General features: G+C 64.9%; 25 protein-coding genes and 2 pseudogenes. 8 read left to right on the top strand and 19 right to left on the bottom strand.

The window, feature by feature from the left end:
• Nucleotides 1-6: 6 nt before the first annotated feature.
• The 13 genes from MRBLMU1_RS00935 to MRBLMU1_RS00875 all read right to left on the bottom strand — a co-directional run bounded on the left by MRBLMU1_RS00935 (nucleotide 7) and on the right by MRBLMU1_RS00875 (nucleotide 14427).
• Nucleotides 7-1446: a cellulase family glycosylhydrolase gene (locus MRBLMU1_RS00935; protein ID WP_363495641.1), complete on the bottom strand. Its 1440-nt coding sequence runs from the start codon at nucleotides 1444-1446 to the stop codon at nucleotides 7-9.
• Nucleotides 1447-1476: 30 nt separating this feature from the next.
• Nucleotides 1477-2037 carry a LemA family protein gene (locus tag MRBLMU1_RS00930; protein ID WP_363495638.1) on the bottom strand — a complete coding sequence of 187 codons (561 nt, stop codon included), beginning with the start codon at nucleotides 2035-2037 and terminating at the stop codon, nucleotides 1477-1479.
• Between the two features lie 65 nt (nucleotides 2038-2102).
• Nucleotides 2103-5204, bottom strand: coding sequence for a glycoside hydrolase family 48 protein (locus MRBLMU1_RS00925; protein WP_363495635.1), 3102 nt, complete (start codon nucleotides 5202-5204; stop codon nucleotides 2103-2105).
• Nucleotides 5205-5793: 589 nt separating this feature from the next.
• Nucleotides 5794-6090: a DUF971 domain-containing protein gene (locus tag MRBLMU1_RS00920; RefSeq protein ID WP_363495632.1), complete on the bottom strand. Its 297-nt coding sequence runs from the start codon at nucleotides 6088-6090 to the stop codon at nucleotides 5794-5796.
• Nucleotides 6090-7079: a HEAT repeat domain-containing protein gene (locus MRBLMU1_RS00915; RefSeq protein ID WP_363495630.1), complete on the bottom strand. Its 990-nt coding sequence runs from the start codon at nucleotides 7077-7079 to the stop codon at nucleotides 6090-6092. Before MRBLMU1_RS00915 ends, MRBLMU1_RS00920 begins: the two co-directional genes overlap by 1 nt.
• Nucleotides 7080-7151: 72 nt before the next feature.
• Nucleotides 7152-7985: an ABC transporter ATP-binding protein gene (locus MRBLMU1_RS00910; RefSeq protein WP_363495627.1), complete on the bottom strand. Its 834-nt coding sequence runs from the start codon at nucleotides 7983-7985 to the stop codon at nucleotides 7152-7154.
• Nucleotides 7982-8884 carry an ABC transporter permease gene (locus MRBLMU1_RS00905; RefSeq protein ID WP_363495624.1) on the bottom strand — a complete coding sequence of 301 codons (903 nt, stop codon included), beginning with the start codon at nucleotides 8882-8884 and terminating at the stop codon, nucleotides 7982-7984. Before MRBLMU1_RS00905 ends, MRBLMU1_RS00910 begins: the two co-directional genes overlap by 4 nt.
• A 10-nt stretch (nucleotides 8885-8894) precedes the next feature.
• Nucleotides 8895-10307 carry an ABC transporter substrate-binding protein gene (locus tag MRBLMU1_RS00900; RefSeq protein ID WP_363495622.1) on the bottom strand — a complete coding sequence of 471 codons (1413 nt, stop codon included), beginning with the start codon at nucleotides 10305-10307 and terminating at the stop codon, nucleotides 8895-8897.
• A gap of 17 nt (nucleotides 10308-10324) precedes the next feature.
• Nucleotides 10325-10558, bottom strand: a complete 234-nt coding sequence (locus MRBLMU1_RS00895) for a 4Fe-4S dicluster domain-containing protein (RefSeq protein WP_090318490.1) — start codon at nucleotides 10556-10558, stop codon at nucleotides 10325-10327.
• Between the two features lie 10 nt (nucleotides 10559-10568).
• Nucleotides 10569-12329 carry a fumarate reductase/succinate dehydrogenase flavoprotein subunit gene (locus MRBLMU1_RS00890; RefSeq protein ID WP_363495619.1) on the bottom strand — a complete coding sequence of 587 codons (1761 nt, stop codon included), beginning with the start codon at nucleotides 12327-12329 and terminating at the stop codon, nucleotides 10569-10571.
• Between the two features lie 45 nt (nucleotides 12330-12374).
• Entirely contained in the window at nucleotides 12375-13118 is a 744-nt protein-coding gene (locus tag MRBLMU1_RS00885) for a GntR family transcriptional regulator (RefSeq protein WP_363495616.1), read from the bottom strand.
• A 180-nt stretch (nucleotides 13119-13298) separates the two neighbouring features.
• The gene (locus MRBLMU1_RS00880; protein WP_363495613.1) at nucleotides 13299-13595 is read right to left on the bottom strand and encodes a YciI family protein; all 297 of its coding nucleotides are present in this window, start codon (nucleotides 13593-13595) and stop codon (nucleotides 13299-13301) included.
• A gap of 25 nt (nucleotides 13596-13620) precedes the next feature.
• The gene (locus tag MRBLMU1_RS00875) at nucleotides 13621-14427 is read right to left on the bottom strand and encodes an SDR family oxidoreductase (protein ID WP_363495611.1); all 807 of its coding nucleotides are present in this window, start codon (nucleotides 14425-14427) and stop codon (nucleotides 13621-13623) included.
• Nucleotides 14428-14623: 196 nt separating this feature from the next.
• On the opposite strand from MRBLMU1_RS00875, the gene MRBLMU1_RS00870 reads away from it, so the two are divergent.
• The 5 genes and pseudogenes from MRBLMU1_RS00870 (at nucleotide 14624) to MRBLMU1_RS00850 (ending at nucleotide 18481) form a co-directional block, all read left to right on the top strand.
• Entirely contained in the window at nucleotides 14624-15667 is a 1044-nt protein-coding gene (locus MRBLMU1_RS00870) for an AraC family transcriptional regulator (protein WP_363495608.1), read from the top strand.
• Nucleotides 15668-16435: 768 nt separating this feature from the next.
• A pseudogene (locus MRBLMU1_RS32670) lies at nucleotides 16436-16531 on the top strand (PEPxxWA-CTERM sorting domain-containing protein); the annotation flags it as partial.
• 123 nt (nucleotides 16532-16654) lie between these two features.
• Nucleotides 16655-17677 carry a dienelactone hydrolase family protein gene (locus tag MRBLMU1_RS00860; RefSeq protein WP_363495602.1) on the top strand — a complete coding sequence of 341 codons (1023 nt, stop codon included), beginning with the start codon at nucleotides 16655-16657 and terminating at the stop codon, nucleotides 17675-17677.
• 211 nt (nucleotides 17678-17888) lie between these two features.
• Nucleotides 17889-18140, top strand: a complete 252-nt coding sequence (locus MRBLMU1_RS00855) for an AbrB/MazE/SpoVT family DNA-binding domain-containing protein (protein ID WP_363495599.1) — start codon at nucleotides 17889-17891, stop codon at nucleotides 18138-18140.
• The gene (locus tag MRBLMU1_RS00850) at nucleotides 18134-18481 is read left to right on the top strand and encodes a type II toxin-antitoxin system ChpB family toxin (RefSeq protein ID WP_363495596.1); all 348 of its coding nucleotides are present in this window, start codon (nucleotides 18134-18136) and stop codon (nucleotides 18479-18481) included. Before MRBLMU1_RS00855 ends, MRBLMU1_RS00850 begins: the two co-directional genes overlap by 7 nt.
• Nucleotides 18482-18969: 488 nt before the next feature.
• On the opposite strand, the pseudogene MRBLMU1_RS00845 reads toward MRBLMU1_RS00850, so the two are convergent.
• Nucleotides 18970-20004, bottom strand: a pseudogene (locus MRBLMU1_RS00845) (IS110 family transposase); the annotation flags it as partial.
• A 239-nt stretch (nucleotides 20005-20243) separates the two neighbouring features.
• Here MRBLMU1_RS00845 and MRBLMU1_RS00840 point away from each other — a divergent pair.
• The 3 genes from MRBLMU1_RS00840 to MRBLMU1_RS00830 all read left to right on the top strand — a co-directional run bounded on the left by MRBLMU1_RS00840 (nucleotide 20244) and on the right by MRBLMU1_RS00830 (nucleotide 21138).
• The gene (locus MRBLMU1_RS00840) at nucleotides 20244-20390 is read left to right on the top strand and encodes a hypothetical protein (protein ID WP_363495590.1); all 147 of its coding nucleotides are present in this window, start codon (nucleotides 20244-20246) and stop codon (nucleotides 20388-20390) included.
• A 287-nt stretch (nucleotides 20391-20677) separates the two neighbouring features.
• The gene (locus tag MRBLMU1_RS00835; protein ID WP_363495587.1) at nucleotides 20678-20929 is read left to right on the top strand and encodes a hypothetical protein; all 252 of its coding nucleotides are present in this window, start codon (nucleotides 20678-20680) and stop codon (nucleotides 20927-20929) included.
• Nucleotides 20926-21138, top strand: a complete 213-nt coding sequence (locus MRBLMU1_RS00830; RefSeq protein WP_363495585.1) for a hypothetical protein — start codon at nucleotides 20926-20928, stop codon at nucleotides 21136-21138. Before MRBLMU1_RS00835 ends, MRBLMU1_RS00830 begins: the two co-directional genes overlap by 4 nt.
• Before the next feature lie 37 nt (nucleotides 21139-21175).
• Here MRBLMU1_RS00830 and MRBLMU1_RS00825 read toward each other — a convergent pair whose 3' ends face one another.
• From MRBLMU1_RS00825 to MRBLMU1_RS00805, 5 genes are read right to left on the bottom strand one after another with little or no spacing between them, the layout of a single operon-like run.
• Nucleotides 21176-22441: an ROK family transcriptional regulator gene (locus MRBLMU1_RS00825; RefSeq protein ID WP_363495582.1), complete on the bottom strand. Its 1266-nt coding sequence runs from the start codon at nucleotides 22439-22441 to the stop codon at nucleotides 21176-21178.
• Nucleotides 22442-22448: 7 nt separating this feature from the next.
• Nucleotides 22449-22901, bottom strand: coding sequence for an RbsD/FucU family protein (locus MRBLMU1_RS00820; RefSeq protein ID WP_363495580.1), 453 nt, complete (start codon nucleotides 22899-22901; stop codon nucleotides 22449-22451).
• On the bottom strand, nucleotides 22894-23688 hold the full coding sequence (locus tag MRBLMU1_RS00815) for an ATP-binding cassette domain-containing protein (protein ID WP_315218502.1): 795 nt from the start codon (nucleotides 23686-23688) through the stop codon (nucleotides 22894-22896). The genes MRBLMU1_RS00820 and MRBLMU1_RS00815 overlap by 8 nt, the downstream gene beginning before the upstream one ends.
• Nucleotides 23689-23693: 5 nt before the next feature.
• Nucleotides 23694-24653, bottom strand: a complete 960-nt coding sequence (locus tag MRBLMU1_RS00810) for an ABC transporter permease (protein ID WP_363496425.1) — start codon at nucleotides 24651-24653, stop codon at nucleotides 23694-23696.
• Nucleotides 24654-24713: 60 nt separating this feature from the next.
• Nucleotides 24714-25679: a sugar ABC transporter substrate-binding protein gene (locus tag MRBLMU1_RS00805; RefSeq protein ID WP_363495577.1), complete on the bottom strand. Its 966-nt coding sequence runs from the start codon at nucleotides 25677-25679 to the stop codon at nucleotides 24714-24716.
• Nucleotides 25680-25762 lie beyond the last annotated feature (83 nt).

The raw sequence follows: 25762 nt of genomic DNA, 5'->3' as shown, positions 1-25762 counted from the left end.
GGCTGGCTAGCGCGTGGCGCAGAAACCGAACGACTGCGTGCCGCCCGGCTGCACGGTGGCGTTATGGCTTTGCCCCGTCGCCGTCAGCGTGGTGCCGGCCTGGTTCCACACGGCGCCCCACAGGTTGTTGATGGTGCCGGCCACCGTGAGCTGGACGTTCCATTGCGCCGGCTGGGTGCCGCCATTGCTCACCGTGACGTCCGCGCAATAACCGGCGCCCCAGTCCGAGTTGGTCTTCAAGGTCGCGGTCACGGCGCCGGGCGGCGTGGTGGGCGGATTGGTCGGCGGCGTGGTGGTGCTGCCGTCCCATAAGCGCTGCAGCAACGCCAGCTTGTCCGGCCACACGGTTTTCCAGTCATCCTGCAGGATGCCGCCGGTGTCGCCGCTGTTCGGATTCCACGACCAGTAGAACAGGCCCGTCATGCCGCGCGGTTTCAGATAGTCGACCAGCGCGTCCTGCCAGATCTTGTCCTTGGGGCTGCCGCCGTGGCCGTACTTGCCGCCCGCTTCGCCCAGCACCACCGGATAGTCCTTGGCGAACTGGCCGAAATGGGTGTCCCAGATCGCCGGCATGTTGGCCGGGAAGTTGGGCGCGTCGAAGTACGACTGGTTGAACACGTCGGGTCCGTACACATGCGGCGACAGCACCAGCTTGTTGCGCGGGATGTCGAGCGGCTTGCATTTCAACGGCTCCAGATTGCCACCCCAGAAAATGCCCTGGTTGCCCGAGCAGACCGGGTTCGTGGCGATGCCTTCGACGAAGATCAGCAGCTTCGGATTGGCCGCCAGGATGCGTTGGGCGGCGCGCTCGGCGGCCAGGTTCCAGTCGGTCTGGACGTTGCCTGTGCCCCAGGTGGCGGCGCCGTGCGGCTCGTTCTTGAGGTCGAGCCCGACCAGGTTGCGCAGGCCGGAGTAATGCTGCGCCAGATAGTCCAGATCGTCCAGCCACTGTGTCTCGCTGTAGGCGGGCGTGTACCACAACTCGGAGATGGCCTGGCAGTCGGGCCGGTGATGGTCGAGCAGGATGTAGATGCCGCGCCGGTCCAGTTCAGTCAGGAAGACGTCGAGCCACTGGCGCGATTTCAATCCGACCAGGTCGGGGTTCAGGTTGGAGTTGATGACGCCGCCGGGAGGCGAGCCTTCGCCACGGAAGGTGGCCGGGCAGACCGGCACGCGCACGGCGTTGAAGCCGCTGGCCTGGATCTGGTCGATCATCTCTTTCCAGTTGCGCGCCCACAGGCCGTGCACCGTGCCGTCCGGCGTCTCGAAGCCGAACCAGTTCACGCCGCGCAAGGGCACGGGTTTGCCGGCGTCGTCGAGGATCTGGGTGCCGGACACCGTGTAGGCGTGCGCCGGGGTGGTCGCCGCGACGCCCAATGCCAGGGCCAGCGCCGCCACCAGCGCTGCCGTCTTCCTCGCGCTGGTACGTAAGTTCAGTGTTTTCATCACGTTCTTTCTAAATGTAAGTGGTTGGTGTCACAGTCCGGCGGGCAGGTCTGGGTAGGCCAGCGCCGCCAGCGCGCCCGCACCGGGAAAGGCCGCGCTCAGGTCGTTGTAACCGGCCGCCGCGTGGCGGTAGCGCTCGCGCGTGGCCGCCAATGCCGCCTCGTCGCGCAGCAGTTCGCTGCGCAAGCCTTGCACCGCGCCGCTGGTCGCCAATGCGGGCACATGCTGGGCGTTGGCGACCAGCACGAACAGCGCGCCGGTCAGCTCCCCTTGGTATTGCTTGTAGCGTTCGATCGCGCGCACGTCCCCGAGCAACTGTTCGTGCGCCGGCATCTTGGACGCGCGCGCCAGCGCGTCGCGCGCGCGGGCGGCGATCGCCGGGTCGAGGCCGTCGGCGTTGCCAACCGCCGCCAGCGTGGCGCTCGCCGCTTGCGCGCGGGCGGCGTGGATCTGCGCCAGTTCCAGCCAGGCGGCCGCGCTGGCCTCCCTGGCCTCGGCGCGGGCCAGGTGGTGCCGGCCGGCGCCGATCGCCCCGAGCACCAGCAGGCCCAGCAGCGTGGCCATGGCCACGGTTCTTCGTTGTATTGTCATGGTGTCTCCTTTTTATGAAAGCGTTGTGGGCGGCCGCGCGCACCGTGCGCGCGGCCGCCTTCACGCTATTTGACGACGATGGCGCAGCTGCGGCCGGCCCAGGTCAGGCCCACCGGCACCGGCTTGGTGCCGCTGTAGCCCAGTTGCATCCCGAACTCGACGCTGCCATTGGCCGGCACCGTGGCGTTGCCCAGCGGCGTGGCGACGAAGCCACGGCCCGAGGTCGCCAGGGTCGTGTTCCATGAGTTGACCAGGGTGACGTCGTTGGACGCGGTCCAGCTCAGCGACCAGCCGTTGATGGCGGTGGCGCCGGTGTTACGCAGCACCACGCGCGGCACCTGGCCGCTGCCCCAGTCGCTGCTGGTGTCGAAGTCGACCGCGCAGCCGCCGGGCAGGGCGTCCTTGTCGGCCTCGGTGGCGGCGACCAGCACATCGGTCGCGCCCGGCGCCGACACCCGGAAGCTGGCGGTGCCGTTGACGCTGTCGGCGTCGTTGGCGGCCGCCAGGGTGACGGTCTGGGCGGCGTTCCAGTTGGCCGTGGTGAAGCTCAGCGAGGCGCCGCCGGCGACGCTCAGGTCGGCGTCGCCGCTGGCGCGCGCCACGCTCACCGCCACCGGTCCGCTCGGCGCGCTGGCCAGTTGCACCTGGAAGGTTTTCGTGCCGCCCTCGGGCACCGTGACCGGCGCGCCGCTGACCGACAGCACCACCGGCACCACCACGTCCTTGTCGATCTCGGTGGCCGTCACGCTGGTCGACAGGTAGCCGGTCGCGCTGAAGCCGAAGGTGGCGCTGCCACTGAGCTGGTCGGCGTCGACGGCGGCCCGCAGCGCGACGGTCTGCGCCACGTTGTAGTTGGCCGGCGTGAACGTCAGCGCGGCTGTCTCCGTGCCCAGGTCGGGATCGCCGCCGGCCACCTTGACGATGGCGACCGTCAGGTTGGCCGCCGGCGCCTTCGACAACGAGATGGCGACGCTGGCGGTGCCGCCCTCGGGCACCGACACGCCGGTGACGTCGGCCAGGATGGCCGGCGAGTCGGCCTGCTCGACCAGGTTGGCGTAGTCGTTCAGCGCCATCGCGATGTCGGCCTGGGCCCAGAAGCGGTGGTAGCGCCAGGTCGGGGCCGAGCCGCCGTCCAGGTGGGCTTTGAGCTTGGACCACTGCGGGTCTTGCTGGTACTTCGGCCGCAGGCTCAGGAACGTCGAGCTGGCGTCGATGGTCGCGCCCTGGGCATTTGTGCCGGACCAGCCCGGCGGCACGTACACGCCCGAACCGGTGGCCGCGTCGTACTGGGCCGTGAAGCGCAGGTAGTCGGCGCGCTTCTCGTCGACGGCCACGCCCTGCGCATCCTGGTGCTTGGCCCACATGCGGTCCAGCAGTTCCTTGGCCAGCGTCTTGGCGGCGGCGTTGCTGGCCTTGGCGCCATAGTAGATCAAGGTGCGGGCGAAGGCGGCGGCGATGCCGACGTCGCCGGTGCCGTCGACCACCGTCACGCGCAGGCCGGCGTTGGCGCCCGGCGCGGCGGCGTTCCAGTTGTCAGGCTGGCCGCTCCACGACAAGGTGTTCGGGATGGTGTAGGTGCCGTCGGCGTTGAGCGTGGTGTTGGCCGAGGCCCAGGCCACCCACTTGTCGAGCACCGCCTTGGCGCGCACGTCGCCGCTGGTGTAGTAGTACTCGGCCACGCGCTGCATCGACCAGGCCTGGAAGCCGAACCAGGTGTTCGACGCCGGATCGTGGTAGACCGGTTTCTCGTCGTAGAACATGCCGTGGAAGGTGGCGGTGCCGGCCGGCGGCGTGCCGTAGCCGCCGCCCCAGCTGTTGGTGGCGCCGCCGGCGATGGCGCCGTCGGCCGATTGCAGCCAGCGGTAGAACTCGATTTGCCGGCCCAGGCTCTTGCCCCAGTCGCCGGCGGCCGTCGGCGACAGCGGCTTGAACTCGGTCTGCGTCGACAGCACCCACGCGGCCAGCGGATTCTGGTAGCCGAAGTGGTTGTGGCTGGAACCGATGCGCCATGCCCAGCCGGCGCTGCTGTCGGTCGCGCCGCCCCAGGCGTAGTACCAGCTCAGCAGATAGTGCTGGTTGTCGCGCATGCCCTGGGCGTCGGCCGCGCCGCTGCCGCCGGGGCAGGTTTGCGTGCCGATGCAATTGCCGATCTTCTTGAAGTACTTGTCGAACATCGCATAGCGCAGGTAGTCGCCCATTTTCGCGGCCTTCTTGACCAGGCTGGCCACGTCGGCGCTCTTGCCCTGCGCCTTGGCCCATTCCGAGGCCCAGTAGATCGCCTGCACGGCGCGGGCGTCGGCGTCCGGCGCGTTGGTGTAGCGCCATTGCTTGGCGTAGCTGGAGTCGCCGATGAACAAGCTCAGGAAGCCCTGGGTGCCGCCGGTGCGGCCCCACTTAAAGGTTTCGCACGATGGATGCGGAATGGTCTCCCACACCGATTCCTGCGAGCCGCGCTGGAAGGTGTTGATGTAGGACGGACGCGTGGTGCCGTCGCCGCAGCGGCCGTAGCCATACCAGTTGTCGACGTCGAGCAGCCAGTGCATGCCATAGATGTCGCGGTTGCCGTAGGTGCTGAACAGCTCGGCGCTGATCGGATCCTGGCCGACCGGCACGCCGCTGGAGATCGGCGCCGGGTATTGGTTCGGCAGCGGGAATTCGCCGGCGTAGGTGGCCGGCTTGGCGGTGTTGTAGAAGCTGTTGGTGGGTTGGTCGGCCGGGGCCGGGATGATGTACTTCTCCATGTTGGCCCAGGCGGCGTTGAGCGGCGCCCAGTCGCCGGTGACGCGGCCGTACTGCGCCTCCAGCCACAGCCAGAAGCTGTAGGTTTCGGAGGTGGTCTCGTGGCCGTAGTCGGGCGCCTCGACCATCAGCGTTTCGATCGAATGATAGGGCACGCCCTCGGGGCTGAAATAGCCGTTGGCCGGGTTCTTGATTTTCTGGTACTGGGCCAGGAAGCGCTTGGTGTACTCGGCGTCCGCCGCGTGCGCCGGCGTCGCCAGCGGCAGGCCGACGATGGCGGCGGCGCCGGTGGTCAGCGACAGCGCCAGCAGGCCGCGTGCGAGGCCGCGCGCCCAGCGCCGCGCCTGGCGCCGTACCTTGCGGTCGGGTGCTGCGAACGATGGCGCGGTGGTGGGTGCAAAGGCGGTTGAAACGGATGGGGTGTGCATGTTGTCTCCCTTTATTTTCAAATTAAAGTGTGAACATCCATGGCGCGCGTGGGACCACGAGCGCTTGCAGCGCCACGGGCGGTTCGGCTTTCCGGAGCCGAACCGCCAGCGGAGGAACGCGTGCACCGGCCCATGCATGCGCGCATGGCCAGGCACGTTGTCACGCCGACGCCGATTGCGCGGCGACAGCGGGACACCGGCGGGTCAAAAAAGAGCCCGACGAGAGGGGGCAGCGCCGGTCGGGCCGGTGCTGTGAAACACGTGTTGTTAGGGGTGCGTGAGCGGAGAGCTAACGCTGTCGGAAGATGAAGAGGTGTTCAAAAAGACGCGCGCAACGAGGAACTGAAATCGTTTTCATATTCGCCTCGAAAAAAAGCGACCGATGATCGCTTGATCAGGGAGCGCGCCGACGGCAAGCGTGCGGACGCGGATCGTGACGTGACGCGGCGGAGTGTGCCCCCGTACTTTTGGGCCGGTTGGAGCCGTGCAACTCAGGGTCAAGAGTAATCGCGGTGGTAGTTTAAAGTCAAGCTTGCGTAAGATATTTATTCGATGGGCGTAAACGCCACAACTTGCATGGTGGAGGCGTTTAAACGCATGCATTGCGCAAGGCGCGCAGATACGGCCAGGGATAGATTCCCCGTTCGTGGCCGTCGTTGAAGATCAACTGCAGACCGTAGTTGCCTACCATTTGCAGTTGCTCCACCCGCGGTTCCTGGCTGGCCTCATCGGGCGCCGCTCCAAGCAAACGACGCGACTGGCATTGCGTGCATTTGCAGCTGGCACGTAGCTGCGCGTGCGGCCACTGCTGATGTTCACCGTCTTGCCAGACGATCGTCAACACCCGTGCGGTGCGATCGTTACAGATTTCGCTTGGGTAGTCCATCAACGTCTCCTCGTGGCCGCGTGGATTTGTTCCAGCGCCAGGCGCGCGGCCTTGCGGACTTCGGGATCGGGATCGGCCGCCACGGGTTCCAGCGCCGGCAGCGCGGCTGCGTCGCCGAGCTCGCCCAATGCCAGCGCCGCCTCCTTGCGCAGATTGCTGATCGCGTGAGTCAGCACCGGCAGCAGCGCCGGCAACGCACCGGCGTATTTCAAGCGGCCCAGGCTGCGCGCGGCGCGCAGCCTGATCTGCCAGTAGCTATCGTCGAGCGCCGCCATCAATGCCGTCGCGACCGCCGACAGAGTGGCGGCGTCGTCGCCGTCCCGGACCCAGGCCAACTTGCCCAACGTCGTCGCCGCTTCCTCGCGCACTTGCCATACCGGATCGCGCAGCGCGTCCAGCAAGGATGTGGCGGTGTCCGTGCCCGCGCCATAGCCGGCGGCGCCCACCGCAGCGCGCCGCACTTCGGCGTCGGGATCGCGGCTGATCAACGCGGTGAGCGCCGGGAGCGCATCGGGTTGTTTCAGGTAGCCCAGCACGGCAACGGCTTCGCGGCGCACGGCGGCGTCGCGATCGGCAAGCGCGGCCAGCGCCGGCGTATAGCTGTGCGGGGAGCGCAGTTCGCGCACGGCGCGCAGCACGGCCGTCTTCACAAATGGATCGGCGTGCGCGAGGTGGGGCAGCAGCACCTGGGCGCTGCCTGGCTGCTTTACTTCGCTCAGGCTTTGCGCCGCGGCTTGCCGCACGCCTTGGTCCGGATCGTCGAGGAGGCGGGCGAGGCCGGCCACGCCGTCCGGGGTTTCGAAGCCTTCGAGCGCGCGCGCCGCTTCGGCGCGCACGGCGGCGTCGGTGTCGCGCAGCGCGTCGATGAACAGGTCGATGTGTTCGTCGCCGGCCCAGTCGGCCAGATCAAGCAGGGCGATGCGGCGGATGGTGGCGTCGGGGTTGGCCAGGCGTTCGCGCAGTTCGATGTCGTTGTCCGTGGTGTTCATATTGTCCTTATTCGATGGCCGATTACGGCGTTCCGCCTAATCCGCCCTACGTGTTTTAGATTGGAGCATGTTTTATATGGCGAATTGAAGTTGGCGCGTGGTGGCGGCACCCAGCGGACTTAGTCGCTCCAGCGGCAGCTCGGCGTTGGCCGGATGTAGCAGTTGCAGACAGCGCCGCTTCAGCGCCGTGAACTCGGTCGAGGTCACCAGCGACGAATCGCGCGGGCGCGGAAACGGTACCGCGATCTGTTCGATGATGCGCCCCGGACGCGGACTCATCACCAGCACGCGGTCGGCCAGGAACAGTGCCTCGTCGATGTCGTGCGTGATGAAGACGATGGTGGTGCGGATGCGCGCCCACAAATCCAGCAACAGCTGCTGCATCATCAGGCGCGTCTGCGCGTCGAGCGCGCCGAAGGGCTCGTCCATCAGCATCACGCGCGGATGGTTGATCAGCACGCGCGCGATCTCGACCCGCTGCTTCATGCCGCCCGACAGCTGCGCCGGGTAGTGTTCGGCGAACGCCTCCAGTCCCACCAGGGCCAGCAGCTCCAGCGCGCGTTGGCGGCGCTCGGCGCGCGGCACGCCCTGCATCTTCAGGCCGAAGGCGACGTTGTCGACCACTTTGCGCCAAGGGAACAGCGTGTGGTGCTGGAACACCAGGCCGCGTTCGGCGTGCGGGCCGTCGATGGCCCGGCCGTCGACGGTGATGGCGCCACGACTCGGCCGCAGATGGCCGGCCAGCGCGCCCAGCAAGGTGGACTTGCCGCAGCCGGACGGGCCGAGCAGGCAGACGAACTCGCCCGGGGCCACCGTCAGGCTGACGTCCTGCACCGCCTCGAACGCTTGCGCGCCGTGTCCCACCCGCAGATGCAGCTTGTCGATCTCAATTTGGCCCACGCTCATGGCTTGCCCTCCGGTTGGTGCCAGGGCATCAAGACCTGGCCGATGTATTTGACCAGCGCGCTGCTGCCCATGCCCAGCAGGCCGATGACCAGCATGCCGACGACGATGTCGGCGTAGTTCTGGATCGTGTACGACGCCCAGGTGTAGTAGCCGATGCCGAACTGGCCCGAGATCATCTCCGCCGTGACCAGGCAGAACCAGGCCGTGCCCATGCCGATCGACAGTCCGGTGACGATGCTGGGCGCGGCGCCCGGCAGCACCACTTCGGTAAAGATGGCGCGCCTTCCGCCGCCAAGACTGCGCGCCGAGGCGACCAGGCGCGGGTCGATGTTCTCGACGCCGTGGACGGTGTTGAGCAGGATCGGGAACAGCGCGCCGGTGAAGGTGATGAACACCATCGACAGCTCCGACGACGGGAACATCAGGATCGCCAGCGGTATCCAGGCGACCGCCGGAATGGGCCGCAGCATTTCCAGCGGCGGCATCAGCCAGTTCTCCAGCCGGCGCGAGCGGCCGATGGCGAGTCCGAGCAGGATGCCGACCAGCGCGGCGACCAGGAAGCCGCTGAACACGCGCGCCAGGCTGGCCTTCAGGTGGCCAAGCAATTGCGGCGATTGCAGCAAGGTCCAGCCGGCGTGCGCGACCTCGGTCGGCGGCGGCACGTTCTGAAACGTCACCAGGCCGAGGTTCAGGTGGCTGGCCGAGGCCCATTGCCATGCCAGCAGGCATACCACCAGCGAGGTGGCGCCGGCGCCCCAGCGGGCGGCGCCTGACCCCAGTCCGGAAGCCAGTCCCGAACCCGTCGCCGTGCCCGAACGGCCACCCAAGCCTTTACCGGGGCCGGAGGCGCTCACGGCGGCGATGCCGTGGCCGCCCAGCGCTTGCTGTGTGCTGTCCATCGGTGCGCTCCTATTTGGCCGCGAGGGCGGGCGTGTTGCTCCGCGCGGCGGCGAAGTCGACGACGGAGCCGCCATTGCGCGCCGCCCAGGCCTCGGCCGACGCGCGCGTCAGGAAGGCGCTGGTATCGCCCTTGACGCTGACGAACCAGGCATCCCGCGCGAACAGCTTCAGGCCGCTGTCGCGGTCATGGGCATAGACCACGCGCACCTTCTTGCCGTCTTTTTCGAGCTGGCGCAATGCGGCGAAGGCGGCGTCGGCGCTGGTGTAGTGGCGCACCAGCGGCTCGCCATCCACCCAGATCTGCATCAGTCTCGAAAAATCGGTGACCGGTTTGCCGGTCGCCGCGTCCTTGGCCACCAGCGGCAGGCGCTGGTAGTTTTTCAGCCGCGCGTCGTAGTCCAGCCCGGCCTGCTTGAAGGCGGCGCGGATGTAGCGGTCGTCGATGAAGGTGTTGACGTCGAGGTCATTGTCGGTGCGCTTCATCAGCCGTAGCGTCTCGATCGAGGTCTTGACGGCCTGGCGGTATTTCGGCTTCCAGCTGAAATCGCGCGTCTGCAAGCCCAGCGGGCCGTGGAACAGATAGTCGACCTCGGCCTCGATACCGGTGACCTTGGCGATCAGCTCGCTGTATTTCTCCGGCTCGGCGGCGATCAGTCGGTCGGCTTCGATGGCGGCGCGCAGGAAGGCGGTGACGATCTCCGGATACTTGGCCGCGTAGGCGGCATCGACCAGGCTGCCGTGCAGGGTGGGGGACTTGGCTTGCGAGCCGTCGAAGATCTTGCGGGCGTAGCCACGATGCGGAAACAGCTCGGCGAACGGCACGAAGTCGGCGTGGGCGTCGATCTTGTTGCTTTGCAGGGCCGAGCCCGCGACTTCCGGCGCCTGCGCGACGACGGTGATGTCCTTGTCCAGTTCCCAGCCCTGCGCCTTGATCGCGCGCAGCAGCATGCCGTGCGCGGTGGAGGCGAACGGCACCGAGATGGTCTTGCCCTTGAGCTCGGCGAGCGACTGCACCGCCGACGCCTTCGGCACCACGATGCCGTTGCCGCTGCCTTGCACGCTGCCCGACAGCACGGTGATGAACAGGCTCTTCTTGCCGGCCTTCTCGAACGCGGCGCCGTTGAAGGAGCCGGGGAAGTCGGCCATCGAACCGATATCGAGCTTGCCGGCCACCATCTCGTTGGTCAGCGGCGCGCCGGAGGTGAAGTTCTTCCAGACGATCTCGTATTGCGCGTCCTTGTACTTGCCGTCGCGCGGCAGGTATTTTTCCAGCAACTTCAGTTCACGGATCAGCAGGCCGCCGGTGGCGCAGTTGATGGTCGTGTCCTGGGTGCCGATGGCGACGCGGATGGTTTCGGCGTTGGCCGCGCCGCTGCCCAGGGCGGCCAGCAACAGGGCGGGTAGAAGGCGATGCAAACTCATGTCATTCTCCAGAAAGGTCAGCGCAACAGGTAGGGGATATCGACCGTGACGGCGCCGGTCGGGCAATCTTTTTCGCAGGGCATGCAGTACCAGCATTCGTCGAATTTCATAAAGGCCTTGCCTTTGGTGAAGTCGATCGCCAGCACGTCGAGCGGGCAGACATCGACGCACACGGTGCAGCCCTTGTCGGCGATGCATAACTCCTCGTTGACACGGACCGGCACGCTGCTTGGGTTGAGTGCGATGGGCATGGTGTTCTCCTTAAACGGCAAGCGCTTCGGCTTGCGGCGTGGTGGGCGCGGTGGCTGTCTCTTTAGCTATGCGCAGTCGTTGATAGGCCTGTTTTTCCTGTTCGTCGAGGGCGACGATGTACGGCTCCAGCGGGCGCTTGAAGCAGGTCATCCCGCCGTCGACCTTCTTGAGCTGCACATGGCACAGCCAGTCGGCGTCGTTGCGCTCGGGATGGTCGACCCGGTTGTGGTACAGGCCCCAGCGGCTCTCGGTGCGGAACAGCGAGGCGCGCGCCGCCATCTCGGCGCAATCGCGGATCGCGTGCACCTCCAGCGCGCGCATCAGTTCGTGCGGGCCGGCGGCCGACAAGCGGTCCAGATCGGCGCGGATGGCCTCGAAGCGGGTCAGCCCGATTTCCATCTTGCGCGTGACCTTGGGAGGCTGCAGGTAGTCGTTGACCATGCGGCGCAGCTTGTATTCCACCTGGGCCGGCGGCAGGCCGTCGACACGGCTCAGCGGCGCCCAGACGCGCGCCCGTTCGGCTTCGACCTGCGCCTCGTCGAGCGGCGCCAGTTCGGTGCCGGCGCAGCGGCGCGCCGCGCTCTCGCCGGCCAGCTTGCCGTAGACGAAGGCGCCCAGCATGTAGTTGTGCGGCACGCAGGCCAGGTCGCCGGCCGCGTACAGTCCGGCCACGGTGGTCTCGGCGTGTTCGTTGACCCACACGCCGGAGGCCGAGTGCCCGCTGCACAGGCCGATCTCCGAGATATGCATCTCCACCATCTGCTCGCGGTAATCGGTGCCGCGCCCGGCGTGGAAGCGGCCACGGCTGGGCCGCTCGTTGGTGTGCAAGATCGTCTCGATGGTGCTGATGGTTTCCTCGGCCAGGTGGTCTAGCTTGAGGAACACCGGGCCGTTGCCGCCTTGCAGCTCGTTGTAGAACTCCTGCATCATCTGGCCGCTCCAGTAGTCGCATTCGATGAAGCGCTCACCCTTGTTGTTGGTCGTGAAACCGCCGAACGGACCGGTCACATAGGCGCACGCGGGGCCGTTGTAATCCTTGATCAGCGGATTGATCTGGAAGCATTCGATGCCCGACAGCTCGGCCCCGGCGTGGTAGGCCATGCTGTAGCCGTCGCCGGCGTTGGTCGGGTTCTCGTAGGTGCCGAACAGGTAGCCGGATGCCGGCAAGCCGAGCCGGCCGGCGGCGCCGGTGGCCAGTACCACGGCCTTGGCGCGGATCACGTGGAAGTCGCCGGTGCGGCAGTCGAAGGACATGGCGCCGGCGATGCTGCCGTCGGCCGCCGTCAGCAGCCGCGTCGCCACCAGGCGGTTGCTGATCTCCACGCGCTGGCGCTTGAGGCGGCGGTACAGCACCTTCTTGATGTCGTGGCCCTCGGGCATCGGCAACACATAGGTGCCCATGTGGTGCACCTTGCGCATCGCGTAGTCGCCGGTTTCGTCCTTCTCGAACTTGACGCCCCAGCGGTCCAGCTCCTCGATCATCGGGTAGCTGTTTTCGGCGTAGGCCATTACCGTGCGTTGGTTGACGATGCCGTCGTTGGCGGTGGTGATCTCCTTGACGTACTGCTCGGGCGTGGCGAAGCCGGGTACGACGGCGTTGTTCAGGCCGTCCATGCCCATGGAGATGGCGCCGCTGCGCTTGACGTGGGCCTTCTCCAGCAGCAGCACGCGCAGCTTCGGGTCGGCTTCCTTGGCCTTGACGGCGGCCATCGGGCCGGCGGTGCCGCCGCCGATCACCAGCACGTCGACGGTTTCGATGATGGTTTGCATAGTGGTTTGCTCCAGGTGGATGAGGACAAGGCGACGGCGCGGCGCTCAGCCTCGGCGCGCGATCTGCAGGCGATACTGGAAGGCGTCGCCACGGAAATACAGGTATTCGAAGTCGAGCGGCGTGCCGTCGGCCGCGTGGGTCAGGCGTTCGATGCGCAGCAACGCCGTGCCGGCCTCGATGCGCAGCGCGTGGGCCAGGGTGTCGTCGGCCAGCATGGCGTCGATCTGCAGGTCGGCCCGGCCCAGCGCGATGCCGTAGTCGTTTTCCAGGATCAGGAAGATGTCGCGCCCGGCCAAATCCTCGCGGCGCAGGCGCTCGCCGATGTCGGGCGGCAGATAGGTCACCTCCAGCGACACCGGCTCGCGGTTGAGGTGGCGCACGCGCTTGATCTCGGCGACGTCGGCGCCGGGCGCCAGTCCCAGCCGCTGCGCCACGTGGGCCGGCGCGGCGATGGTCTTGTGGCTGGTGACCTGGTTGTAGATCTCGTAGCCCATGCGGCCCATGGCCTCGCCGAACCCTTCGAGCTGGGTCAACTGCTGGAAGGCCTTGGGCTTGGAGACGAAGGTGCCCTTGCCGGGAATCTTGAAGATCACGCCTTCCTTTTGCAGGTCGTTGAGTGCCTGGCGCACGGTGATGCGGCTGACGCCGAAGATCGTGCTCAGCTCGCTCTCGGCGGGCAGCTTGGCGTGGGCGGGATAACTGCCGTCGAGGATGCGCTCGCGCAGATTTTCCTTCACCTGCGTGTACAGCGGGACGGGGGACAGTTCTACGGTGCGGAAATTGGTCATCGGTTCACCTGGGCTGCATAACCTGTCATAACAGGTCATGACGATCGAAAGAGCTTGCAGTCTATCGAGGCCGTTTCAGCGTGTGAACGAATGATTGTGTGTTTGCTTATGCAAAAAGTTTTGCATGGCTGGAGCGCCGGGGGGCGGACGCTGGCCCGCGCCCCAGGTCGGCAAGCGGTCTCAGTCCCGCGTAGCGAGATGAAGCATGGGATGGTGCTCATAGTGGCCCGCACCGTTTTTGACGATGGGATCGGCGGACGTCAGTTGAGCGATATCCAGGCCGTCGTCGATCCGGTAGAGCGACACGCCATAGCCGCCGGCCGGGTCCATCACCGGGCCGTGCGCGACGATCAGGCCCTGCTTGAGCAACTGGTTCAGATAGGCGCCGTGTTGCGTCATCCACTCCTTTTCGTCGGCGGACATGGTGGCCAGGAAATCGGCGCGTGGTGGAATATATTTGCACAAGTAGTACTTCATGGTTTGCTCCCGAGTGGGTGATGGATCATGCGGCCGTTCGCACGCTTTTGAGGATCGAGCCTTCGAACATTTTGGGCGCGTACTGTTGGAGGAACAAAATCATGCCGGTCATTTTGCCCACCGGATTGCTGAACTTCGGCTCCTTCGTGCCGATCAGCCGGGTGATGGTGTTGACCACGGCGTCGGGGGACTCGGCCTCGTCTATACCCTTTTGGGTCGCCGCCTTCACCTGCCGGCGGTAGCCGTCGTAGTCGGCGATGCCGCGGCCGACGGCGGCAACGGCGTTGTGGGCGAGATTGGTTTTGAACCAGACCGGCTCGACCATGCTGACCTTGATGTTGAAAGCATTCAGTTCGAAGCGCAGCGATTTGAAGTATCCCTGCACGGCGTGCTTGGACGCCGTGTAGTACGCCAGGTTCGGCGGCCCGATCAAGCCGACGATGGAACTCACGGTGATGATTTGGCCCTTTTTCTGCGCGCGGAAACGTGGCAGCAGCGCGTTGGTGAGCTTGACCGTGCCCCAGAAATTGGTCTCGAACTGCTGGCGGCCCAGGTCGATCGGGGTTTCCTCGGCGATACCGGTGACCATGTAGCCGGCGTTGTTGACGAGTACGTCAAGATGCGGCGCGAAGTCGAACAGCTCGCCGGTGAAGTCCTTGATGGACTTGTCGTCATCGATATTCAGGCGAAGCAGTTTGAACGGCACCTTGCCGGCGTATTTCTCCGGCTCGCGGCTGGTGCCGATGACGGTGTGGCCTTGTTGGTGCAGATGATTAGCGAGCATCAGCCCGAAGCCCGACGAGGCGCCGGTGACCAGAATGGTTTTTTTCATTTGAATACCCTATTTGAAAGATTGAGATCCCAGGCAAAGCATGGCTGGTGATGGGATAGCGGTACTTTGCCCGCGAAACGCGTCGCGCGCACTCGCCGAGCGCGCCAATCTGAATGCATAACACGCCAAAACCTGCGGCGACGGCGTGGCGCGATCGGCTATTGTCCTGGCATGATCGGCGAGCTAGACTGGGCTCATGGATACTGTAAAAAAACCTGGCCGCGCGCCCGCGCTCGATTACGCGGTCTGGCCCGGCTGGCGCGTGCTGATGCAGGACGCCGGGCTGGCGACGGCACCGGTTCTGCGCCGCGCGCAATTGCCCGGCGACCTGTTCGCGCGCCAGAATGTACGCCTGGATTCGGACAATTTCTTCAAGCTGTGGAACGCCATCGACGCCGAGGCCGCGTCGCTCGACGCCGACTTGCCTGCGCCGCTGAGAATCGCCCGGGTGATGTCGTCCGACTGGTTCGACCCGGAGCTGTTCGCGGCCCTGTGCAGCGCCAATCTGGCGGACGCGCTGGAGCGCATCGCCAAGTACGTCCGCCTGATCGCGCCGATGTCGATCAAGGTCGAACGCGGGCCGGTCGAAACCACTGTGGGCATCGCCTTCCTCGGCGACGGCAGACCGCCGCCCGCGGTGTTTCTGGCCTTTAAGCTGGTCTTCTTCGTGCAGTTGGGGCGATTGGCCACCCGCAGTCCGATCCAGCCGTTGCGTGTGGGATGGCCGTCGGCGGCGGCGCCGGAGGGCGACGCGTCCAGCTACGCCGCCTTCTTCGGGGTGCCGGTGACTTCCACGCCGTCGGCCAACCTGGTGTTCGCCACGGCCGACGCCGAGCGGCCCTTCCTGACCGAGAACCACAAGATGTGGTTGTTCTTCGAGCCGTCGCTGCGCCAGCGGCTCGCCGATCTCGACCGGACCGCCGGCATGGCCGAGCGGGTGCGCGGCACGCTGCTGGAGACCTTGCCGGCCGGCGAGGCGTCGATGCAGGCGGTGTGCCGCCGCCTCGGGGTCAGCACCCGCACGCTGCAACGGCGCTTGCAGGATGAGGGCACCACCTTCCAGCAGACGCTCGACACGCTGCGCGATTCGCTGGCCCATCACTATCTGCGCAACACCGCGCTGTCTGGTGCCGAGATCTCCTTCCTGCTCGGCTTCGAGGACGCCAACTCCTTCGCCCGCGCATTCCATGTCTGGACGGGCAGGAGGCCGCAAGCGGTGCGGCTCGACGCGGGCGCCTAGCGCCAGCCGCCGACGCGGCCGGTGCGGCCATAGCCACCGGGAGCCCCAGTCGCGGGGTTTTGCTATCGGGCCTCAAGCGCGGCTGGCGACACTTTGCTGATCAGATCGATTGCCGAATCCTTTAAAGCCGCACCTATCCTGTGCAGAAAATCTATCATGCAGAATTGCTAACTGTATTAAGCTCGCGTTGCGTCATTCGGCGCACTCGAAAATACAGGAGGAAGTATGCGTAACTTGTTGATTGCTATGTGCATTTTGCTAGCCAGTCTGTTTGGCGGCGCGGCCCACGCCTATCAGTACAATTATGTCAGCCAGGTGATTCCGGTCGAACACATCGCGTATCGGAGCGATGTCACGTTCACCCATTACAGCGTGATCACCGCGCAGATCTTCACGCCGACACTATTGACAGCCGGTTCCTCTTGGGCGCCCGGCACGGTCATCTTCATGAACCGGTATTCCAACGACTCCCCGACCCATCCGCAATCGCTGACCTATCCCGACCCGAACGCCGATCCGGCCTTTCCGCCCGGGTCGGTGTGGAATCCCAACTGGACGATGACCATGAATATCGGCGCGGTCGACGCCAACGGCCTGCCCACGTTGTGGGACATCAGCCTGCTGCGCCAATTGCACACCCCGGAGGGCAGGGAAGACATCAGCAGCATCACCACCTCCAACAATGGTGACAGCGTCGTGGGCGGCTATGAAACCTATTACTTCTTCCAGGGCGCGATCGCCGCGACGGGCACCTGGACCATGGGCCCGACGGCCGTACCCGAACCGGAAACCTACGCGATGCTGCTGGCCGGCCTTGGCCTGGTCGGTGCCGTGGCGCGCCGCCGGAGCGCCCGTCGCCGGTAGAACAGGAAATTAAATAGGGTTGTGGCTTAGAGTGGCGTGGGCGAATTAATTTTGCCTTTTTAACATTAACTTAACGGTAACTTTTATAGAATCGGCGGCACTTAAACCACTCGGAGCCGCTCGATGAAGTACATAAGCACTTTTGCCACCTTGTTGTTGACGCTCGCCGCCGCTGGAATGCCGGCGGCGCGGGCGCAAAGCACGCCCGCCGCCCCCGCCGCTACGCGGGTCGAGTTCGACAGCTTCACGCCGGCCACGATGTACGACCTGGCGCGCGAGCGGCGGCAAAACTGGGCGCCGCAGCGCGTGTGGGGCGATCTGACGTTGCCACACGCCCCACCGGCCGTCCCCAATCCCGGTCCGGTGCCGGCGATGGTGATCATGCATGGCAGCGCCGGTATCGAAGCGAACACCAGGATGTGGGTGAGCGCGCTCAATTCGATCGGCGTGGCCACTTTCGTGGTCAGCAGCTACGAGCCGCGCGGCGTGACCCGCACCGTCGAGGACCAAACACTGGTGCCGCCGGCCGCGAACTTGATGGATGGCCTGCAGGCGCTGCAAGTGCTGGGGGAAGACCCGCGCATCGATCCCGCCCGCATCGGCGTGATGGGTTTTTCGCGGGGCGGCGCGGTCGCCTTCCGCAGCGCCATCGAACCGCTGCGCCACGCCGTCATCAAGACCGACCTGCGCTTCGCCCTGCATATCCCGTTGTACGCCGGTTGCAACGACGTCTACTGGTCTCGCCAGATCACCAGCGCGCCGATATTGAACCTGGTCGGCGCGGCCGACGATTACGTCGGCGCCGCATCGTGCGAGTCGCTGGCGGCCAGATACGCCGAAGCCGGCGCCCCGGTCCGCACCGTCAAGTACGCCGGCGCCAGCCATTCGTTCGACGCCACCTACGCGGTGACGTGGCTGCCCAAGGCGAGCGTCACGATGTCGTGCGGCGTGCTGCGCTGGGATATCGAGCCGTGGACCATCCATTCCGAGCTGAGCGGTGCGACGATCGACCCGGCCAGGTTGACCGACTTCTACAAGGCGTGCACGCGACTGGGCGCGCACGCCGGCCGCAACCAGGCGGCCGCCACGCAGGCGCGCGCCGAGGTGATCAATTTTGTGCGGCAGGTTTTCTTCCCCGCGAAGTAAAGTGACAGGCCAGGGCGGCGGCTCACCGCTTGCACATAATCCGGATTCCGCCGCCATGCTTCCGGGGATACGTGACCATGCATTCGGTCGTGATCGCGGGCAGAGGGCACGAACATGTCTTCGGGATTAGTCGGGACAGCAAATCTCAGAGGCGATATCATTGACCTTGCATCTTCTGTGGATCTACAATGTATAAACATTAGGAGGCTCTATGGAACTCTCGATTCAAAAATGGGGCAATAGCGCGGCTGTGCGTCTGCCGACTGAGTTGCTGGCTCTGCTAAAGGTCACTCTAGGTGACAAGCTCAGTGTTAATGTGCGGCCGGACGGCGTGCTGCTGAAGGCGGCGAGTCCTTCATATTCGCTCGAGGAGCTAGTGGCGCAATGCGATCCCAATGCGCCCGAGCCTGCGGACATGGCGGCATGGAACAGCGCCAAGCCAGTCGGGCGTGAAGCGTGGTGAGCCGGAGTAAGTTTGGGCGAGGAGATATCGTGATGGTCAATCTCGATCCGACGCAAGGCCACGAGCAGAAAGGTATGCGGCCTGCACTCGTGCTCTCCACGACGGCGTTTAATGCGCTGGGTACCGTGCTGGTGGCACCGATCACGCAGGGTGGTGACTTTGCTCGCCACGCTGGATTCGCTGCGCCACTTACCGGGGCCGGCACAAAGACACAGGGCGTCGCGCTGGTTAACCAGATTCGTATGCTGGACTTGGAGTCAAGAAAGGCAAAACGAATCGAGACTGTACCGGAGTATGTAGTGGAAGATGCGTTGGCTCGGTTGCGCGCAATAACCGACTAAGGAAAACAGCTTGCTAGGCTAGTGTACATCTACATAAATGCGCCTATCCTTGGGCTAGTGAAATACGCCAGTTCTGGGGCGAGTCGTTTCGAAAAGCCTGTAGCAAAGGACTTCGGCCGCCACCACGAGTGTGCAGACGATTCATTTAGGCCTTGGGACTAAGCCTTCGGGATGCATAGTCTGGACAAGATTCGATCCGGTGACATTGGCACTCGGGCCATTTCTTTTCGATCGCCACCATCCGCAACGCCGGCTTCACCACGACCATCGTGATCGACAACCCCAAGTGGGGCCAAGACGCCAGCGCCGGCTTGTTGTACGGCTGGGACCTGCTCAACCACGACCCCAGGCACAACTGTTCTCGGTGTACGCCTACATCAGGTTCAACAACCCGAACGACCAACGGCAACAACAACCTCGGCTCGAAAGTCGACGCACCGCTGCTGATGCAATGACGCTCCTATGTCAAGTGTCGAGCCAGTCACCTGTAGATCGCTCAATATAACGCGGTAAAGCTCCCTGATGAGGTATCTCTTCAGGCAGCGATGGATTTCCTTGTTGGACATGCCTTCATTGGTTCGCCTTTCAACATAAGCACGTGTTCTCGGCTCACTTCGCATCCGGACCATCGCGATGGTCCACAAGGCATTGTTGCCTTGGCGATCGCCACCGCGATTTAGTCTATGCCGTATCGTCTTTCCGGAGGACGCGGGCAGCGGATTTACTCCGCAAAGTGCCGCTAGCGCCGACTCGCTGCGTAGACGTTCAGGATTATCACCGGCTACTGCAATCAAGGTTGCTGCCGTCTGCGGTCCCACACCGAACTGCTGACGAAGGCTTGGTGCAAATTGACTCGTCAACTTATCAAGCGTGTTGTCGAGTTCTTTGAGTTCATCCGCCAGCGTCAGCCAGCGCTTCGCCAGCAGGCGCAGCGTTGTGGTCAATGCCATGAGTACAGTAGTCGTGCCTAACTGTGCAAGATCAGCGCACGCCGCGACGCATTGCTCAGCCTTGGTTTTCCATAGACGTTCACGGATTTCCTGCGGTGCACTAACCAGGATCGCTCGCAACTGATTGATCGCTTGTGTTTTTGCCTTTACGGCACTTCGCCTGGCAACTGAAACAGTGCGCATAGCCTCTGCTCCTCCTGACTGGGACTTTGGAATTGCTGTCGCCTCGCCGGCAAGTACCGCGCGCGCAGCGTTCTCCGCGTCCGTCGGATCTGACTTTCCTCTTAACCGGCGCTTACTCCGGTTAGGCCGATTGACTTCGAGAACCTCAATTCCTTGCTCGCGTAAAACGCGAGTAAGGCCAGCGCCATAGGTCCCAGTGCCCTCAACGCCGGCACGTCGAATACAACCCAGTGAGCGTGCCCATGCGACTAGTTCCAGATGGCCACGTGCGCTGGTTTCTGCCGCAAATGTTCCAAGAAACTTGCCTGTGTGACTGATGACTGCGCCGACGTTGACGTCCAAGTGCGTGTCGACTCCGAGTACAACTTCGTTTTGTAGTTGATTGTCCATCTGCGCTCCGAAAAAATGGTAGGCGCATCACCAACCCCACTTCCCGGACAGGACACTCACGGTGCAGGACAAAGCTCCTATTAGGTCACAGGCAACGGGCCCGGCAACGCTCGGGGAACGCTCTGCCAAATCGACAGGTCAACGCAAAGGCACAGAACCAATCCCAGCACGGGTCAGATTTGGTAGGCGTTCGCTGCTCATCATAGACTGAGTATGCCCAGCAGTTCGGTGTCGGCTATGTGGCGTGGTCGACGCAAGGCAATGATGCCGCCAACGCCTGGCTCGACCTGATGACCGACTGGTCAAGCACCACGAGCTGGGGCAACACGGTGTGGTACGGCCAGTACGGCATCGCCAACACCGCGCGGAAAGCGTCGATCTACTAGGCCGGGGAGGGCGTCCGGCCGTGGCCGGTCCGCCCTTAATCGGTGTCAAAGCCGCCCGCTGCCGGGCTCGATACACTGAAATTCTTCGGCGCGCGCCACGATGGATTTCCACACGACAGAGTCATTGTTCAAGAGGGAAAGTTGCCTGGCCTTGGGTGCGACCGGAGCCATTGAAGTGTGGAGGTGGGCATCGCCGCTGGAGATGCGGCGAATGTTCTCGAGACGAGAACGTCGATTTGCACTTTGGATCGGCGCTGTCCCGCGCCGATAATCACCGGGAGACTAATATGTCGTTCAACAACTTTCTCACCCCGGTCTGGATCGCGCCTGGCGCCACCCAGACCTGGTGGTACACTTTTTATGACAATCGAGAAGCGCAATACGCGACCGCCGATGTCCGCACCTCCAACGGCCTGATGTGGGCGACCGAACAGGGCGAGCGCATGGAGCCGGCCGGGTACATCACCTATTACGTCAAATTCCGTAACGATGGCCCGAACTGGGTCTACTACAACCTACATGGCGGGGCGCTGACATGAAAATGATCGTAATCACCCAGGCCGACGGCACGGTCGTCGGCGCGACGTACGTGAACGAGAAGCGCATCGCCGGCCAGATGGACGGCGGGCTGCTCGCCGGCCCGGGCGAGGCCGCCCAGGAGGTCGACGTTCCGGATGAGTTCACCAGGATCGTGGACGGCGAACAGTTGTACGAAAAACTGAGGACGCACCTGGCTAAGAAACCCTGAACGCTGCCTCACGCGGATCGCCGTCGGCGGTCCGCTTCTACTTGTCGGACTTCAGGAACAGGTCGCTGTCGGGCGCGAAGTTGGCGTACAGCGGCAGCAGGGCGCCGCCGATGGCGCGCGCGTCCGAACCGATCGTGCCGCCCAGCACCGACGGCCGCGACACCCCTTCCCAACTGTAATAATCCAGCGCCGCCTCCACCTGCGGCAGCAACTCGTCGAGCAGGCTGCGCTCGCACGAGCCGTCGATGATCACGCTGTCGAGGTCGAGCAGGCAGGCGGCGCTGTTGATGGTCAGCGCGATGGCGCGCGCCGCGTGGTCCAGCCACGCCATCGTGTGCGGACGCCACGGTTCGCGCAGCGCGCGGCCGTCGAAACAGGCCGCCTCGTCCAGTCCTGCGGCGATGAACGATTGCTCCAGGCTGAACAGCGAGGCGTCGCTCAGCAGTTGCTCCGGCTGCGAGGTGTCGCCGCGCCGGGCCAGGCCGAGCGGAATCGAACCGATGGCGCCGGCGTTGCCGTGCAGGCCGCCACGCAGGTTGCTGTCGATGACGAGACCGCCGCCGATAAAGGTGTCGACGAACACGTACAGGAAGCTCTTGATGCTGTGGCCCCGGCCGGCCACCAGTTCGGCCACGCAGGCGGCGGCGGTATCCTTGACGAATTGCACCGGCAACCCGGTCATCGCCTGCACCCGCTCGCGGATGTCGATCCGGTTCCATTTTTCAGCCTGCTCGGGGGCGATGCCCAGCAGCTTCTGCCAGCCTCCGAGCGCCAGCGGGGCGGCGATGCCGATGCCGCTGAGGCGCTTGGCGCGCACCGGGCCGAGCCGCTCGTGGATCAGCGCCAGTTGCTTTTCGATTTCGATGAACAGCGTGTCGGGATCTGGAAAGGTGTACGACAGCGACGAGCGCTCGCGCGTCTTGCCGACGAAATCGATGAGCAGCACGTCCAGGTTGCGCCGTCCGATCTTGATGCCGATCGAAAAGGCGCCGTCCGGGTCGAGCGCGATCGGCACCGACGGTTGCCCGACCTTGCCCCGAAGCGCTTCGAGCTTGAGCACCAACCCTTCCTCGAGCAGGCGGTTGATGATCAGCGAGATGGTCTGCGTGCTGAGGTTGGTCTGCCTGGCCAGATCGGCTTTCGGCATCGGGCCGTGCAGGCGTATCGTTTGCAGCACGACCCGTTCGTTGAACTGGCTCATGCCGATCTGGTTGGAGCCGCGCGGACGCAGCCTCCTGATGTCATCCTCGGTGGGAACGCCACCAGGCCCGGTCTCTATCTGAACTTTTTTATTGTTTGGCATTATTTAATTATGCCAGAGCGGCACCGATCACGCCCTTCTTAAAAATGAAGTTGGCATACGGTTGCGCCTCCCCGGTTTGCACGATGGCGTAGGCGCCGCCGACCCGGTCGTAGAAGGCGAAGCGCTCGACCGCCGCGCATTGCCCGGGCGCGGCCGAGGCCAGTTCGCCGGCCAGCGCGATGACCGAGCGCTGCACGGCGGACGCGTAGCCGTCCGGCGTGTTCTCGACCTTCATGTAGGCGACCGGCTGCTCCACCGACTGGTCCAGCGGGAACACCGACAGCACCGCCTCGCATGCCCGGCGCAGGTCGATGCCGGGCATGCGGATGACGGGCTTGCCACGGCCCAGCGACGCGGCCGTGAAGTTGGCGTCCACCACCACGATCTCGTCGCCGTGCCCCATCTCGCACAACACCTTCAGCAACTCGGGCGTGAGCGCGGCATCGATTCCTTTAAGCATGGGCATCTTCCGGCAGGTGGGCGGGGTCCTTGGCGCCGGTCATCACGGCGACGGTGTCGGACATGCTGATCGTCTTCGGATTCACCACGGCGGCGCGCCTGCCCAGCCGCTGGATGTGGATGCGGTCGGCGATTTCGAACACGTGCGGCATGTTGTGGCTGATGAGCACCACCGCAAGGCCGCGGTCGCGCACGCGCCGGATCAGCTCCAGCACCATGTTGCCTTCCTTGACGCCCAGCGCGGCCGTCGGCTCGTCGAGGATGACCACGTGGCGGGCGAACGCCGTGCTGCGCGCCACCGCCACGCCCTGGCGCTGGCCGCCGGACAGGGTTTCCACCGCCTGCTGCATCGAACGGATGCCGATCTTCAGATCCTGCATGTGGCGGATCGCCTCGGACAGCATCTTTTTCTTGTCGATGACGCGGAAGCACTTGCCCATGATGCCGGGCTTGAGGATCTCGCGGCCGAGGAACAGGTTCTCGGCGATGGTCATGGCCGGCGCGACGGCCAGGTCCTGGTAGACCGTCTCGATGCCGTGGCGGCGGGCGTCGATGGGCGAGCCGAAGTGGACGGCTTTGCCGTCGAGCAGCAGTTCGCCCGTGTCCGGCACGATCGCGCCGGACAGCGCCTTGATCAGGCTGGACTTGCCGGCGCCGTTGTCGCCGATCACCGCGAGGATTTCACCGGCGCGCAGTTCGAAGTCGGTGCCGTCGAGGGCGGTGACGTTGCCGTAGCGCTTGGTCAAGCCGCGCGCCTGGAACACCGGGGTAGCGTTGGAGATCGTCATGATGATTAACCCTTCTTGTGGGTGAGTTGGTCGGTGGCCACAGCCAGGATCACGAGCACACCCGTGACCAGTACCTGATACACCGAGGGCACGCCCATCAGCGTCAAACCATTGCGGAACACGCCGACGATCAGCACGCCGATCAAGGTGCCGACGATCGAACCGCGTCCGCCGAACAGGCTGGTGCCGCCGATGACGACGGCGGTGATGCTGTCGAGGTTGTCGGTGGCGCCGGCCTGCGGATCGCCGACGCCCATGCGGGCGACCGACAGCATCGAGGCGATGCCGTAGAACAGGCCCGCCGCCATGTACACGCCCAGCATGACTTTGCCGGTGGCGATGCCGGTCAGCCGCGCCGATTCGGGGTTGTTGCCGACGGCGTAGACGTGGCGGCCGGGCGCAGTGTCGCGCAGGAACAGCCAGGTCAGGATGTACAGCGCTATCATCAGCACGGTGCCGTAGGTGATCGAGGTCTGTCCCAGCTGGAAGGTATTCCCGAAGAACATCATCGAGTCCGGCACGTCGGTGACGGTCTGGGCGCCCGAGTAGATCTGCGTCAGCGCGAAGGCGATGTTCATCGTGCCCAGGGTGACGATGAAGGCGGGCAGTTTAATCCGCGTCACCAGCGCGCCGTTGAGCGCGCCGATGGCGGTGCAAACGGCGATGCCGCAGGCGATGGCGACATAGGGATCGATACCCATGTCGACGGCGAACTTGCTCATCACGACCGAGCCGAGCGCCATCACCATGCCGCACGACAGGTCGATGCCGGCGGTGAGCACGATCAAGGTCTGTCCGAGGGCGATCACGCCGACGATCATCACCTGTTGCAGGATCAGCGAGAAGTTCTGGCCGCTTAGGAAGCGGTCCGATTGCGACGCGAAAAACAGCGAGGCGACCACCAGGGCGATGAACGGCCCCAGCGTTGAGACGGGTGGCAGGCGGTCGAGCAGGCGGGCGGTCATGGCGGCGTCCTTGGTGAGGGGCAGCGAGCCCTGGAGGCGAGTATTCATGGTCATTATTCCTTATTTCTTGCCCCAGCAGGCGTCGAGGCCGGCCTGGGTATCCTTGCTGTCCACGCCCGCCACCGGCTTGTCGGTGATGAGCGTGACGCCGGTGTCGACATAACCGCTGGCCTTCTTGCCGGTCTTGGCGTACACCAAACCTGCCTCGACGCCGAGCGCCGCCATCTTCAGCGGGTATTGCTGGGCGGTCGCGGCGATCTTGCCGCTCTTGACGTCGCGCACGCCGGTGCAGCCGCCGTCGACGGACACCAGCAGCACGCCCTTGTCCTTGCCGGCGGCCTTCAGCGCCTTGAACGCGCCGGCGGCGGCCGGTTCGTTGATGGCGTAGACCAGGTTGATGCCGGGATTCTTCTGCAGGCAGTTCTCCATCGCGGTCTGGCCTTTGGCCTGGTCGCCGTAGCTGTCCTGCATGCAGACGATGCTGGCGTCGCCTTTCTTGATGCCGAAGCCTTCCAGGAAGCCGGCCAGGCGCTGGATGCCGACCGGATGCCCGGGGAAGAGATCGAGTGCGGCGATCTTGACCGGCTTGCCGGCGAACGCGGCCTTGGCATAGCGGCCGATCAGCACGCCGGCCTTGTGGTTGTCGGTGCTGAACAGGGCGTCGGCGGCGTCCATCGGCTCGGTCGGGCTGTCCATGGCGATCACCATCACGCCCTTGTCGCGCGCCTTTTTGATCGACGGCACGATGGCCTTGGCGTCGCTCGGGGTGATAAGGATGGTCTTGGCGCCGGCCGCGATCATGTTCTCGATGGCGGTGACCTGGCCGGCGTTGTCGCCGTCGGACTTGCCGGCGCCGGTCAGCAGCTTGGCACCGCCGGCCTGGGCCGCTTGTTGCGCGCCTTCCTTCATCTTGACGAAGAAGGGGTTGATTTCGGTCTTGGTGATCAAGCCGATCACCGGCTGTTCGGCGGCCATGGCCGTGACGGTGCCGAGCGCGCTCAGCGCCAGGAAATATTTCAATCTCATGCGATGTCTCCTTTGATTTTCTGGGTGGCCGCGCCTGTCGGCGGGGCGTGATTCGGTAGAAAGTGATAACGCTTTACTACCGA

This window comes from Burkholderia sp. LMU1-1-1.1, assembly GCF_040675865.1.
In the GTDB taxonomy this organism is placed as follows: Bacteria; Pseudomonadota; Gammaproteobacteria; order Burkholderiales; family Burkholderiaceae_D; genus Rugamonas.
Note: the sequence above shows the minus strand (reverse complement) of the source record. Positions and strands in the feature narration are given on the sequence as shown.